Raw genomic sequence first — 14237 nt, 5'->3', positions numbered from 1 at the left:
TTTGCGGGTCATTGGCTGATACACCGCTATCGCAGGCAAGCCAGCTCCCACATTGATAGGCGTGTTCCCGAGAGCACCATTCATCAAGCCGTAAAGAAACCTGTTCAGATCCTCACCGAGGCTGAGTGGATGACTGATATAATCCCGGCCTTTCGTGGAGAACAGACTTTTATGCCAACGTCCTTTCTGGAAATTGTTGAACTGCCTGACGGCCGAATTGAGCTGCGCCGGGCTGAGGACGAGGGTTCTCTAGTAATTTTGGATTTTTCCGAAGACGCAAAAGCGTTCCTGCAAGGCCAGCACGTGGAAGTAGCAAAAGCCATGTTGAGCGTCGGTGTGCAGATGGCCGGTCGCCTGGCAGAAGGCGAGCCGGAGAAGGACGACGGGCCGCGGGTTCTTCACTGAGTTTGTGATAAGTGCGCTTGTTCTAGTGAGCGGGCTTGTTGCTGCAGCAGGCGGGCTTCTGTGGCGAGCGGGCTTGCCCCGCGTTGGGCTGCGAAGCGGCCCCAAATAGGTTTGACGCGGTACATCAGGTATTCCACCGTGCTTGGTTTTGGGGCCGCTTCGCAGCCCAGCGCGGGGCAAGCCCGCTCGCCACAACAAGCATGCAGGCCACAAAAGCCCCTCCACAGGGCTAGCCTGCGCACATCCTATTACCCCAACCGAATATTCAAGCTCTGCGCATCGCCCGTACGTGCGGCGCTGATCAGTTGTTGCTTGGCTGTAGCATTCAACGGGTTCAACCAACTCACCACCGTATGGCTACGGCCCAGGCGCAAGGCTTCGCAGGTCAACTGCTGGGCACTTTGCATGCCGCGCGGCTGCAGCAACAGAATGCGCTCGCGATTGAGGCCGGCGTCCCGCAGCCAGGCCTGGGTCAGGCTGGCGGGCGGGGCGATCAGCGTCAGCCAGCGCGCGTCCTGCTCCTCGCTCAGTTCGCGAAGGATCGGCGCCAGTAGGCTCAGGCAGCTCCCGGCTGCACCGCGCAACGACAGTTCACTGAACGCCTCAGGTTCGGAGCCCCACGGGGCCTCGACCGTTTCCTTGAGGATGGGCGCAAGGGGTTGGGCCATAAAGGCCTCGAACAGCGACAGTTGTGTGTGTTGTGGGGTGTGCACGAGCTGCATGGTGCCTCCTTTAGCGGCGAATGACGCCGACGCTCAAGCCTTCGATCACCAGGTCCTGATCTTTCAGGTTCACTTCAATCGGGGCGAACTCAGGGTTCTCGGCCAATAGCCAGACCTTGCTGCCTTCGCGCTTGAAGCGTTTTACGGTGACTTCATCGCCGATACGCGCGACGACGATCTGGCCATTACGGGCTTCACGAGTGGTATGGACGGCCAGCAGGTCACCGTCGAAAATGCCCACGTCCTTCATGCTCATGCCGTGTACGCGCAACAGGTAGTCGGCACGCGGATGGAAGAAGGTCGGGTTGATGTTGCAGGACTCCTCGACGTGCTGCTGCGCCAGGATCGGCGCACCGGCGGCGACGCGACCGATGATCGGCAGGGTCGATTCGTCGGCCTTGGCTTCGAAGCCAGGGATGCGAATACCGCGTGACGCACCTGGGGTCATCTCGATCGCGCCTTTGCGGGCGAGGGCCTTGAGGTGTTCTTCAGCGGCGTTGGGGGATTTGAACCCCAGCTCCAGCGCAATTTCCGCTCGGGTCGGCGGGTAGCCGTTGTCATCGAGGCAGCGCTTGATAAAAGCCAGAATCTCAGCTTGGCGTGGCGTCAGTTTTAGCATGTTGATCGCTCTGTCTTTTTATACAGTGACTGGGATTATATACAGTGAACTGCGCTTGGCAATCATCCTTTTTTAGCACTCCGCTGGACGGTCATTCGCCACCCGTCCTACAAGGCAGAGACAGCGCTGCCTACAGAGCGAGAAGGATGTGATTAAATAGCGATGAAATAGATGACTGCCCGGCCGGAAAACGGACTCGCAGGCTTGACAAGACACACCCTGAAACGTATGTTTCAAACAAGTGTTTGTCAGGCGGAGTAGCCATGGCCCAGTCGGAAACCGTTGAACGCATTCTCGATGCTGCCGAGCAATTGTTCGCGGAAAAAGGATTTGCTGAAACTTCATTGCGGCTGATCACCAGCAAGGCTGGGGTCAACCTCGCCGCAGTGAATTACCATTTCGGCTCGAAAAAAGCCCTGATCCAGGCGGTGTTCTCGCGCTTTCTGGGGCCGTTCTGCGCCAGCCTCGACCGTGAGTTGGAGCGCCGCCAGACCAAGCCTGATAACAAGCCAAGCCTGGAAGAATTGCTGGAAATCTTGGTTGAGCAAGCGCTGGTGGTTCAACCGCGTAGCGGCAATGACCTGTCGATCTTCATGCGTTTGCTGGGCCTGGCCTTCAGTCAGAGCCAGGGTCACTTGCGGCGTTACCTGGAAGACATGTACGGCAAAGTTTTCCGTCGCTACATGTTGCTGGTCAACGAAGCTGCGCCGCGTATTCCACCGATCGAACTGTTCTGGCGCGTGCACTTCATGCTCGGTGCTGCCGCGTTCAGCATGTCCGGCATCAAAGCCTTGCGTGCGATTGCCGAGACCGATTTCGGCGTCAACACCTCGATAGAGCAGGTGATGCGCCTGATGGTGCCGTTCCTTGCCGCCGGCATGCGCGCCGAAACCGGCGTGACCGACCAAGCCATGGCTGCTGCGCAATTGCGCCCCCGCAGCAAATCCACGCCGGCCACTGCCAAGGCATGATCGCCCGGGTGTGCGCGGCCGCTTGCATCCGCTAAGCTAGCTGCATGCCGATTTCAGCTATTTACTCGCAACCCGTTATGCTCACTGCGCTTATCGCGCCACGTGAGGGCAACGGGTTGTGTGCGTTATTTAAGGAAGGTTTATGACTGCTGCCCTGCAAGGTTCTTTAATGGTCGACGTTGCCGGTACCTGGCTGACGGCCGAGGATCGCCACCTGTTGCGTCAGCCTGAAGTGGGCGGCCTGATCATTTTTGCGCGCAATATCGAGCACCCACGCCAGGTGCGCGAGTTGAGCGCGGCGATTCGTGCGGTGCGTCCCGACTTGCTGCTGGCCGTCGACCAGGAAGGCGGTCGCGTGCAACGTCTGCGCCAAGGTTTTGTGCGCCTGCCGGCCATGCGCGCGTTGGCAGATAACCCGAATGCCGAATACCTGGCCGAGCAGTGCGGCTGGATCATGGCCACAGAAGTGCTGGCGGTCGGCCTTGACCTGAGCTTCGCCCCGGTACTGGACCTGGACTACCAGCGCAGTGCCGTGGTCGGCACCCGTTCCTTTGAAGGCGACCCCGAGCGCGCCGCTGTGCTCGCCGGTGCATTCATGCGCGGCATGAACAGCGCCGGCATGGCTGCCACCGGCAAACACTTCCCAGGCCACGGGTGGGCCGAGGCGGATTCCCACGTCGCGATTCCCAATGATGAACGCAGCCTGGAACAGATTCGCGCCAATGACCTGGTGCCTTTCACACGCCTGAGCAAGCAATTGGCCGCCGTAATGCCTGCGCACGTCATCTACCCGCAGGTTGATGCCCAGCCGGCTGGTTTCTCGCGCCGCTGGTTGCAGGACATTCTGCGTGGCGAGTTGCAGTTTGATGGGGTGATTTTCAGCGATGACCTGTCCATGGCCGGGGCGCATGTGGTTGGGGATGCGGCCAGCCGGATTGAAGCGGCGCTGACGGCCGGTTGCGACATGGGGTTGGTGTGTAACGATCGTGCGGCTGCTGAGCTGGCACTGAGCGCGGCACATCGCATGAAGGTCATCCCTTCGGCGCGGATTGCGCGGATGCGTGGGCAGGCGATTGCTTCGACGGACTACAAGCAGGATCCGCGTTGGCTGACAGCGCTTACTGCGTTGCGGGATGCTCAGTTGATCGAGTGACAAGACGTGTTTGTTAAGAGCAAAAAACGTCGGAAATATCGGAATTCAGTTGCCGCTTATTCGTACTCGTAGGCAGGAAGTAACCGTCTTTATTTTGGCCACGCTTGGCGTAAATTGAGTCCCCATGAATAGCCTATTGACGCGTCTTGCTGGTCTGGACTGGCAAGAGAATTTCACCCCTCGCACACTTGATCGTGGTTTTGACTATGTGGCCGAAGACCGCGTCCAAGTCTTGGAGGTCGGGACACAGCGACTGCTCGCAAGGTGCAGAGGTTCTGGCGGTAGTATCTATTCGTTGGTGATCTCTCTGGTCGCCAAGGAAGACCCGCATTGGGCTGATATCGATTGCGTGTGTTCTTGCCCGGTCGGGGTGGACTGCAAACACGCCGCCGCCGTTTTATTCCGAGTCCTTGCACTGGCGGACGAGCTGGATGAGCCCAAGGCACCTAGTGATCGCCTCAGCCCGCAGATCGAGCAATGGCTTAACAACATGCCCGCCGCGACGCCAGAGGTTGAGTCGTTACCCAAAAGCAGCAACACCTGTTTGCTGTACCAGCTCAGTCCCGACGCCTACTCAAACCGTTGGTCGCTGGCGGTCTTCCGGGCACGCACCCTGAAAAAGGGCGGCTATAGCGAAATCAAGGCGCTGTACTCGCTCGATGAAACCCTGGCGCGTGCGCCCGGTTATATGCTCGATGTGGACAAGCGCATCTGTCGGCTTCTTATGCTTGGGCGAGCGTACGGTCGCTACGGCAGCAGTTTTGCGCTGGAGGGCGAGGACGGCGCCGAAATTCTAAAACTGGCGCTCAAAACCGAGCGGTTATTCGTGGACTTTGATGCCCAATTGGCGCTCAACCCAGGTCCCACGCGTGTCGCCCGCTTCAATTGGGCCGTGCAGCCAGACGGTAGCTATCGACCGCAATGGCTAAGCGACGATCTACTGTTGCACGAGGTCTTACCACTCAAGCCGCTTCATTATTTGAACCTGGATAACATGGAGCTGGGGCCGCTTGAGTATGAGATGGATGATCGCCTGGCTATTCACCTGTCCAGCTTGCCCGAGATTCCGGAAAACCAGGTCGCGTTATTCAGTCATCGCATCAGTGCCGTGGGCGCCGCGATCCCGCCGCCGCGTGCGTTGACCGAGCGAGTGGTCGATACGCTCGAGCCCCAGGCGTGCCTGTCATTGGGCAGCGACGAAACCTATGCTTATAGCGCAGAATTTCGCAGGCCAATGCCGACGTTTGAACACCGTGCCGCGTTGGCTTATCGCTATGGCGATAGCCTAGCCAGCGACAAGGGCGGCGCTGAGATACGGTTGTTGAGCGGTACCGAAACCCAGCGTATCAAGCGTAAACCTGCGGCTGAAAAAGCCTTGCGCAAAGTCTTGACCAAACTCGGTTTTGCCAAGGTCACTCGCAAAACACACGCGTTGGCGCAAAACGCCGGCGAGATGTTTGATCTGGCTACCGATAACGACTGGTTGAACTTCATTGAGGATCATCTGCCAGCCCTTCAAAAGGCTGGGTGGGATATCAGCATCCAGCCTGGTTTTTACTACCATGTGGAAGATGTGGACCATTGGTACGCTGATATCGAAGAATCTCCCGGTCACGAATGGTTTGATCTTGAGCTGGGGATCGAGGTCAATGGCCAGCGCTACAGCCTGCTACCCATTGTGCTGGAATTAATGGCTCGTCAGCCCAAACTGCTCGACGCCGATTACATGATTGAACGCGCTGACGAGGAGCGCGTGCTCGTAAGCCTGGGGACTCGCGAGCGTACTAAGGTCGCTCTGCCTTATGGTCGGATCAAACCTCTGATGGCGACGTTAGGTGCCCTGTATCTACGCGACCCCGGCAGCGACAAGCTGCGATTGAGTGCCCCTGATGCAGCCCGTCTCAGTGATTTGGACGGTATTCCTCTGATCTGGCAGGGTGGTGAGCGCGTGCGGCATTTCGCCAAGCGCCTCAAGGAATCGACCCATGTGCAAGTCTCGGCTCCCCAGGGCTTGAATGCCGAACTGCGTGGCTACCAGCTCGAAGGCCTGAATTGGATGCAAACCCTGCGAGAGCTGGGCGTCGGCGGGATTCTTGGCGATGACATGGGGCTGGGCAAAACCTTGCAAGCCTTGGCGCATCTACTCTGTGAAAAGCAGGCCGGCCGATTGCAAACCCCTGCGCTGGTGGTGATGCCCACCAGCCTGATCCCTAACTGGTTGGATGAAGCCGCGCGTTTTACCCCACAGCTCAAGGTGCTGGCCCTGCATGGCGCGCAACGCCAGAACGATTTCACGCGTTTGGGCGATTACGATCTGGTGCTCACCACGTATGCGTTGTTGCCACGCGATCTTGACGTCTTGCAGCCCAAACGCTGGAGCATGCTGATCCTCGACGAAGCGCAAAACATCAAGAATCCCAACAGCAAGGCCGCCCAGGCTGCCCGGCAATTAGAGGCCGATCAACGTCTGTGTCTTTCAGGCACGCCGCTGGAAAACCACTTGGGCGAACTGTGGTCGCTGTTTCATTTTCTGCTGCCGGGATGGCTGGGCGACAGTAAAACCTTCAACCGGGATTACCGCACGCCCATCGAAAAACACGCGAATGCACATCGTATGCAGCACCTCACAGCGCGTATCAAACCTTTTCTGTTACGTCGCAAGAAGGAGCAGGTCGCCACTGAGTTGCCGCCCAAGACTGAAATTATTCATTGGGTGGAGTTGAATGATGCGCAACGGGATGTGTACGAAACCGTACGTGTGGCCATGGATAAAAAGGTGCGCGATGAAATCAGCCGCCACGGTGTGGCCCGCAGCCAGATCATCATCCTTGAAGCGTTGCTCAAACTGCGCCAGGTGTGTTGCGATTTACGCCTGGTAAAGTCTGCCCCGGTTTCTAAAGCGGCCAAGGCCGGCACCGGCAAGCTGGGTAGCTTGATGGAGATGGTGGAGGAGTTGCTCAGTGAAGGGCGACGGATTTTGCTGTTCTCGCAATTCACTTCGATGCTGGCGCTGATTGAAGAAGAGTTGAAGCAGCGTGAGATTGGGTATTCGATACTGACCGGTGACACCCTTGACCGACGCACTCCGGTGAAGGACTTCCAGGACGGCAAGACGCCGTTGTTCCTGATCAGCCTGAAAGCCGGTGGCACGGGCTTGAACCTGACGGCGGCCGACACGGTGATTCATTACGACCCATGGTGGAACCCAGCGGTGGAGAACCAGGCGACCGACCGGGCTTATCGCATTGGGCAGGACAAACCGGTGTTTGTGTACAAGATGATTGCGCGCGGCACCGTGGAGGAGAAAATCCAGGCGTTGCAGTTGGAAAAAGCAGCGTTGGCCGATGGGGTTCTTGAAGGCGGCGCCAGTGCCGGGTGGAAGCTGGAGCAGCGGGATATCGAGGCGCTGTTTGCGCCGTTGCCAGGCTGAAAACCGTGGCGCGCCCTTCGCGAGCAAGCCCGCTCCCACATTCGATCGCATTCCAAGCGATGTACGCGATTAAATGTGGGAGCGGGCTTGCCCGCGATAGCGATCTGAAGGTCAACGCTTCTCTTGTTTGTTAGGCAACGGCGCAAACAACGCCTCAATATCGTCATTGCCCAACTGCCAATCCCCCGTCGTACGCCCATCCAGCACACCGGCTGCCAAGTCAGACTTTTCCTTCTGCAGGTGTTGGATTTTCTCCTCCACCGTACCCCGTGCAATCATCTTGTAGACGAACACTGGCTTCTCTTGGCCAATACGATAAGCCCGGTCGGTCGCCTGGTTCTCCGTGGCCGGGTTCCACCACGGGTCATAGTGGATCACCGTGTCGGCCTCAGTCAGGTTCAACCCCACACCGCCGGCCTTCAAACTGATCAGAAAAATCTGCAGCTTGCCGCTCTGGAAGTCCTTCACCGGGGTACGTCGGTCGCGGGTCTGGCCGGTCAGCAGCGCGTAGTCCACGCCACGTTTTTTCAGTTCGACTTCGATCAGGCTCAGCATCGAGGTGAACTGGGAAAACAGCAAAATCCGGCGCCCTTCGGCAAACAGTTCTTCGAGCATTTCCATCAGGCTGTCGAGCTTGCCCGAGCTGCTGCCACGGGCGGGCAGGGTGGCATCGTTGACCAGGCGCAGGTCGCAGCACACTTGGCGCAGCTTGAGCAGCGCTTCAAGAATGATGATCTGGCTGCGCGCCACGCCCTTGCGGGTGATCTCGTCGCGCACCTTCTTGTCCATGGCCAGGCGCATGGTTTCGTACACATCGCGCTGGGCTTCGTTGAGGTCGACCCAATGGATGATCTCAGTCTTGGGCGGCAATTCCGTCGCCACTTGTTCCTTGGTGCGGCGCAGCAGAAAGGGTTTGATCCGACCGTTAAGGTGCTGCAATCGCACATCGCTGGCGCGTTTTTCGATGGGCACGCGGTAATCGCGGTTAAAGCTTTTCACGTCGCCCAGCCAGCCTGGCAGCAGGAAGTGGAACAGCGACCACAACTCGCCCAGGTGGTTTTCCAGCGGTGTGCCGCTCAGGCACAGGCGCTGGCGCGCGTTCAGCTCGCGCGCGGCCTGGGCGGCCTTGCTGTTGGGGTTCTTGATGTACTGCGCTTCATCGAGGATCAGCACGTGCAAGGGCAGGGCGGCGAGCTGCTCGATGTCTTTGGGCAGCAGCGCGTAGGTGGTCAGCAGCAGGTCATAGTCCTGCAAGTTCTGGAAATGTTTCTTACGCGTCGCGCCGTACAGTGCCAGCACCTTGAGCTGCGGGGTGAAGTGCGCCGCTTCGTCGAGCCAGTTAGGGATCAGGCTGGTGGGCATCACCACCATGCACGGCCGATCGAGGCGCCCGGCGATTTTTTCACTGAGAATATGCGCCAGAGTCTGCAGGGTTTTGCCCAGGCCCATGTCATCCGCGAGAATCCCGCCGACATCAAGCTGGCGCAGCGACTGCATCCAGCTCAAACCTTCGAGCTGATACGGGCGCAAGGTTGCGTTCAAGCCTTCGGGCGCCACGCAGGTGAAGCCCTTGATGTCGCGCAGGCGCTGGGCGAAGTTGCGGATCTTCTCGCCGCCTTCCCATTGCAGCGGCAGGTCTTCCAGCGGGTTGAGACGAATCGCATCGGCCTTGGCCAGGCGCAACGTGGTGTTGCCGGGTTCCTGCAGGTAAAACTCGCCAAGGGTGGCCAGTACCGGTTTCAAGCGACCGTAGGGCAGCGCCACTTGCAGCGGGCCGTGGCCGTTGGGCAGGCCGGGGATGTTCACCAGAATCAGCTCGTCATCGCGACGCCGGGCGAGTTTTTCCGGGTTGAGGATCTCGGTGTGCGAACGCATCAGGTTCAACAGGATCGGCAACAGGCTCAGCCGCTCACCGTTGACGATGATCCCCAATTCCAGGTCAAACCAGTCGCGCTCCGGGCCTTCATCGACGGTGGCGTACCAGTCATCGACGGTGCTCAAGTCGAAACCGAAATCCTCATCGATCTGCAGCTCCCAGCCCTCGGCGCGCAGGGTCGGCGATGCGTTGAGGGTGAAGTTCAGCCAGGCGCTGTCATTGACCATCTCGAACAGTTCACCGGCGCTTTCCGGCAACGCTTTGCTCTGGCGCGTGGCGATCTTGAAGCCGAGCAGGCGCAGTTGCTCGCGATACGGCTGTTCCAACTCCGGATGGCGCTTGATGCGCAGGCTCTGGGTCTCCTGGCGCACGACGATGTCGGCGTTTTTTTGCCCGCTGACATAGTTGCCCAGGTAATTGAACGACAACGCTGCGCGGTGCTGGATGTAGCGCTGCATTTTGCCATTGCGCGGTTCAAACGCGCTGAACTCGACACTCGCCAGCCACAGGCGCGGCACCGGTCGCACATCCTCCATCACCACCTGCGGCAGCACCACGCGGTTATCCAGCACGGCCTGGAGTTTTTCCAGCAGCTCGGCATCCTGGGCGGCCGCCGGGTAGGCCAGGGTTTCCTGGACCTTGAGCAGCACCGCCGCGATGTGTTTGCAGTTGGTGTGCACCGGGCACGTGCAGCGGCTGTCCACCAGAATCAGCATGCCTTTGGCGGATTCGCGCAGCGAGATGGTTTGCCGGTAAACGTTACCGCCCGAGCCTTCGCAACTGGCAATGATGGTGCTGTCGCCAGACTCGACGATGCGCACGCGGTTTTCCAGGGCATAGCGGCGCCCACGCTCAAGGCTTTGCTCTTTAAAGCGATTGGCCCACGAAGGGGCCAGGGGTTTGGTCAACGACGACGTCAGGGGCATGGCGCTGGATCAGTCCTGAATGTCGGGCGGTGGTGCGCTGGGTGGTTTGGCGGTCAGCGAGGTGATCTTGATCAGCAGCGCCAAGTGGCCGCCGTCGAGGTAGTTGAGCTGGTTGTTTTTGGTGCGCACGTCTTGCTGGCTCAGGTGTTCGCTGGCAATGACGCTGCCGTTGGCGTCGAACTGGTTGATCCAGAAGTTTGCGTCGATATCGGTAAAGCGCCCCAGTTGCAGGTTCAGCGTGCCTTCGATGGGGAACTGGCCGAATTGCTCCTGGCCGTCGGTAATGGCCAGCTTCACCGGTTGTTCGCCCAGGTTTTGGTCCCAGGCGCGGTGCAGCAGCACGGTATAGCTGTTGTCGGCACTGAGTTTGTCGACGATGTTGCCCAGCCGTGGCGGGCTCATTTTGTCCGCCGGCAGCCGTGGTGCCCCGGCGTCCCAGTTTTCCGGCGCGGCGCGGCTAGTGATCACCGGCTCGGCGTTCTGGCGCACCAGGACCATTTCCACCAGGTACGGGCTGTCGGCAAACGCCGAAGGAGCAACGACCACCAACAACAAGCTCAAAATGCGGAACAGGCGCATTGGGGCGTCCTTCAAGCAGATTTCGGAATGAGGCGCTCAAACAGCGCCTCTAATGTATTAAAGCGTTCTTCGGCACGTTCCATCGGCACCATGAATTTGAACAGCGTAGCCCCTTCGAACTTGTAGCGGTTGGGCTGGCCCTGAATCAGCTTGATCAGCACCAGTGGGTCCACCGGCGTTTGCGCTTCGAACTCGATACGCCCGCCTTGCGGCCCGGCATCGACTTTCTTTATTCCAAGCTGCTCGGCCTGCAATTTGAGCAGGGTCAGACGCACCAGGTTCTTGGTCGGCTCCGGCAACAGGCCGAAACGGTCGATCATCTCCACTTGCAGGTCCTTGAGGCCCTCTTCGTCGGTGGCCGAGGCAATGCGCTTGTACAGGATCAGCCGCGCATGCACATCCGGCAGGTAGTCTTCGGGAATCAACGCCGGCAAGCGCAGGTTGATTTCCGGGCCGCCACCCAAGGGTTGATCCAGGTTCGGTTGTTCGCCTTTGCGGATGGCTTTTACCGCGCGCTCGAGCATTTCCATATAAAGGGTGAAGCCCACGGCCTGGATCTGCCCGCTCTGGCCGTCGCCGAGCAGTTCGCCGGCGCCACGGATTTCCAGGTCGTTGGTGGCCAGTACAAAACCGGCACCGAGGTCCTGGGTGTTGGCGATGGCTTCCAGGCGCTTTTCAGCGTCGCCGGTAATTTGCTGGCGCGGTGGCGTCAGCAAGTAGGCATAGGCTTGGTGGTGACTACGCCCAACCCGGCCGCGCAATTGGTGCAACTGCGCCAGGCCGAACTTATCCGCACGCTCGATGATGATGGTGTTGGCGCTCGGCACGTCGATGCCGGTCTCGATGATGGTCGAGGCGATCAGCACGTTGAAGCGCTTGTGGTAGAAATCGCTCATCACCTGTTCGAGTTCGCGTTCACGCATCTGCCCATGGCCGATGGCAATGCGCGCTTCCGGCACCAGTTCGGCGAGGTCGGCGGCGCATTTCTCGATGGTCTTCACGTCGTTGTGCAGGTAGTACACCTGACCGCCGCGCAGCAGTTCACGCAACAGCGCTTCCTTGACCGTGCTTTTGTTCTGCTCCATCACGAAAGTGCGCACCGACAAGCGCCGTGCCGGTGGCGTGGCGATGATCGACAGGTCGCGCATGCCCGACACGGCCATGTTCAGCGTGCGCGGAATCGGCGTGGCGGTGAGGGTAAGAATGTCGACTTCGCTGCGCAGGTTTTTCAGCTGTTCTTTCTGGCGCACACCGAAACGGTGTTCTTCGTCGATGATCACCAGCCCCAGGTTTTTGATCTTCACATCGTCCGACAGCAGCTTGTGGGTACCGATCACAATGTCGATTTTACCTTCCGCCAAGTCGGCGACGGCGGCATTCACTTCCTTGGCGGACTTGAAGCGGCTCATCACTTCCACGCTCACCGGCCAGTCGGCGAAGCGGTCGCGGAAGCTGTTGTAATGCTGCTGGGCGAGCAGGGTGGTCGGCACCAGAATCGCTACCTGCTTGCCGCCATGCACGGCAATAAAGGCGGCGCGCATGGCCACTTCGGTTTTGCCGAAGCCCACGTCGCCGCACACCAGGCGGTCCATCGGCTTGGGCGCGAGCATGTCAGCGCGCACCGCTTCAATGGTGGTTTGCTGGTCCGGGGTTTCTTCAAAGGCGAAGCCGGCGCTGAACGTGGCGTAGTCGGCTTTCGGGTCAGCGAAGGCGTAACCCTCGCGTGCTGCACGGCGTGCATAGATGTCGAGCAATTCGGCGGCGACGTCGCGCACCTGCTCGGCGGCTTTGCGCTTGGCTTTCTGCCAGGTCTCGGAGCCCAGGCGGTGCAACGGCGCCAGGGCGTCGTCGCTGCCGGTGTAGCGTGCGATCAAGTGCAGGCTGGCCACCGGCACGTAGAGCTTGGCGCCCTCAGCGTATTCCATGGTGAGGAATTCGGCGGCCTGGTTGTCGATCTCCAGGGTCTGCAGGCCCAAGTAGCGGCCCACGCCGTGGTCGATATGCACCACCGGCGCGCCTTCGCGCAGCTCGGTCAGGTTCTTGATCACCGCGTCGTTGTTGGCGTCCGCGCGTTTTTCACGGCGACGGCGCTGCATCACGCGTTGGCCGAACAGCGGGCTCTCGGCGATCAACGCCAAGGCCGGGTCATCCAGCAACAAGCCTTCGTCCAGCGGCGCAATGGTGATCGCCAGGCGCTCTTTGCTGGCGACAAAATCCGGCCAGCTGTCGACGGTTTTCGGGCGCAACTTCAGGCGTTCCAGCAACTCCAGCAGCACTTCGCGGCGGCCGGCGGATTCGGCGGTAAACAGCACGCGGCCAGGGAAGTCGCCGAGGAAGTTGGATAACGCTTCCAGCGGTTGCGTGGCTTTGGCCTGGATCGCCAAGTCCGGCAGTGTGCCTGCCGGGAAGCGTTCGCGGCCGCTGCCGGCGTCCACGTCCTGTTGGCTGGCGACGACGCGCGGCCAGTTTTTCAGGCGGGCGAAGCAGTCTTCCACCGGCAGGAACAGCTCGGCAGGCGGTAATAGAGGCCGCGATGGGTCGACGCGGCGCTCTTCATAGCGGTTGCGCACGTCGTTCCAGAAGTTTTCCGCTGCCTGCTCGATGCCCGGCAGCGAGAACACTTGGGTGTCCTGAGGCAGGTAGTCGAACAGCGTGGAGGTTTCGTCGAAGAACAGCGGCAGGTAGTACTCGATACCGGCCGGTGTAATCCCACTGCTCAAGTCCTGGAAAATCGGGCAGCGGCGGAAGTCCACGTCGAAGCGTTCACGAAAGCGTGCCTTGAAGCGCGTGACCGCGTCTTTTTGCAGCGGGAATTCCCGTGCCGGCAGCAGCTTGATCGAGTCCACTTTATCAATGGAGCGTTGGTTGTCTGGGTCGAAGGTGCGCAGCGTTTCGATTTCGTCATCGAACAGGTCGATGCGGTACGGCAGTTTGCTGCCCATCGGGAACAGGTCGATCAACGCCCCGCGCACGGCGAACTCGCCGTGTTCGTACACCGTGTCGACGCAGCGGTAGCCGCTGGCTTCCAGGCGCGTGCGCATCTGTTCCACGTCGAGCTTCTGGCCGATATCCAGCACCAGGCTGCTGCCCAGCAGGAACTTGGTCGGCGCCAGGCGATGCAGGGCCGTGGTGATCGGCACCACCAGCACGCCGTGGGCCAGTTCCGGCAAGCGGTACAGGCTGGCGATGCGCTGGGAAATGATGTCCTGGTGCGGCGAGAACAGATCGTAGGGCAGGGTTTCCCAGTCGGGAAAATGCAGCACCGGCAAATCGGGGGCGAAGAAGCTCAGCTCCTGCTCCAGCCGCTCGGCGCTTTGGCTGTCGGCGGTGAGCAGCAGGGTAAAGCGCTTGGCTGCGCTGGCAGCCTCGGCAATGGCCAGGCTCAGGGCGGCACCGGGCAGGTTGCCCCAGTGCTGTTTACCTGCCGCGGCAGGGAGAAGCGGTAGACGCAGAACGGGCACGGAAGGTTGAGCTCCAAGCGTTGCGACAAAGTCGGTAATTGTAACGGCCCTAGGTGCCGCCTGTCAGTTGCTGACTGTGCCTATTACGGTTTGTA

9 protein-coding genes are annotated in these 14237 nt (G+C 60.0%); 4 read left to right on the top strand and 5 right to left on the bottom strand.

Annotation, left to right across the window (positions count from 1 at the left end):
• Positions 1-171: 171 nt before the first annotated feature.
• Positions 172-405, top strand: a complete 234-nt coding sequence (locus ACI77I_RS27465; RefSeq protein WP_053255041.1) for a hypothetical protein — start codon at positions 172-174, stop codon at positions 403-405.
• Between the two features lie 248 nt (positions 406-653).
• Here ACI77I_RS27465 and sulA read toward each other — a convergent pair whose 3' ends face one another.
• Together sulA and lexA are read right to left on the bottom strand one after the other, a co-directional pair.
• Positions 654-1127, bottom strand: a complete 474-nt coding sequence (gene sulA / locus ACI77I_RS27460) for an SOS-induced cell division inhibitor SulA (RefSeq protein ID WP_048725723.1) — start codon at positions 1125-1127, stop codon at positions 654-656.
• 10 nt (positions 1128-1137) lie between these two features.
• Entirely contained in the window at positions 1138-1746 is a 609-nt protein-coding gene (gene lexA, locus ACI77I_RS27455; RefSeq protein ID WP_003172575.1) for a transcriptional repressor LexA, read from the bottom strand.
• Positions 1747-2009: 263 nt separating this feature from the next.
• Here lexA and ACI77I_RS27450 point away from each other — a divergent pair, with 263 nt between their 5' ends.
• From ACI77I_RS27450 to ACI77I_RS27440, 3 genes are all read left to right on the top strand, one after another.
• Positions 2010-2717: a TetR/AcrR family transcriptional regulator gene (locus ACI77I_RS27450; protein WP_094951161.1), complete on the top strand. Its 708-nt coding sequence runs from the start codon at positions 2010-2012 to the stop codon at positions 2715-2717.
• A 142-nt stretch (positions 2718-2859) separates the two neighbouring features.
• Positions 2860-3870: a beta-N-acetylhexosaminidase gene (nagZ, locus tag ACI77I_RS27445; RefSeq protein ID WP_406999327.1), complete on the top strand. Its 1011-nt coding sequence runs from the start codon at positions 2860-2862 to the stop codon at positions 3868-3870.
• 124 nt (positions 3871-3994) lie between these two features.
• Positions 3995-7300 (top strand): SNF2-related protein, encoded by a 3306-nt coding sequence (locus ACI77I_RS27440; RefSeq protein WP_406999325.1) that lies wholly within the window; start codon positions 3995-3997, stop codon positions 7298-7300.
• A 111-nt stretch (positions 7301-7411) separates the two neighbouring features.
• Here ACI77I_RS27440 and ACI77I_RS27435 read toward each other — a convergent pair whose 3' ends face one another.
• Genes ACI77I_RS27435 through mfd form a run of 3 tightly spaced genes read right to left on the bottom strand, consistent with a single transcriptional unit; the run spans position 7412 to position 14142 of the window.
• Complete coding sequence (locus tag ACI77I_RS27435) at positions 7412-10102, bottom strand: DEAD/DEAH box helicase (protein ID WP_406999323.1); 2691 nt, start codon at positions 10100-10102, stop codon at positions 7412-7414.
• Between the two features lie 9 nt (positions 10103-10111).
• Positions 10112-10681, bottom strand: coding sequence for a CsiV family protein (locus ACI77I_RS27430; RefSeq protein WP_242154982.1), 570 nt, complete (start codon positions 10679-10681; stop codon positions 10112-10114).
• An 11-nt stretch (positions 10682-10692) separates the two neighbouring features.
• Positions 10693-14142 (bottom strand): transcription-repair coupling factor, encoded by a 3450-nt coding sequence (gene mfd / locus ACI77I_RS27425; protein WP_094951156.1) that lies wholly within the window; start codon positions 14140-14142, stop codon positions 10693-10695.
• Between the last annotated feature and the right edge of the window lie 95 nt (positions 14143-14237).

It is taken from the genome of Pseudomonas sp. D47 (genome assembly GCF_045447305.1).
In the GTDB taxonomy this organism is placed as follows: Bacteria; Pseudomonadota; Gammaproteobacteria; order Pseudomonadales; family Pseudomonadaceae; genus Aquipseudomonas.
The sequence above is the reverse complement of the archived record's forward strand: the minus strand, read 5'-3'. Positions and strand labels throughout refer to the sequence as shown.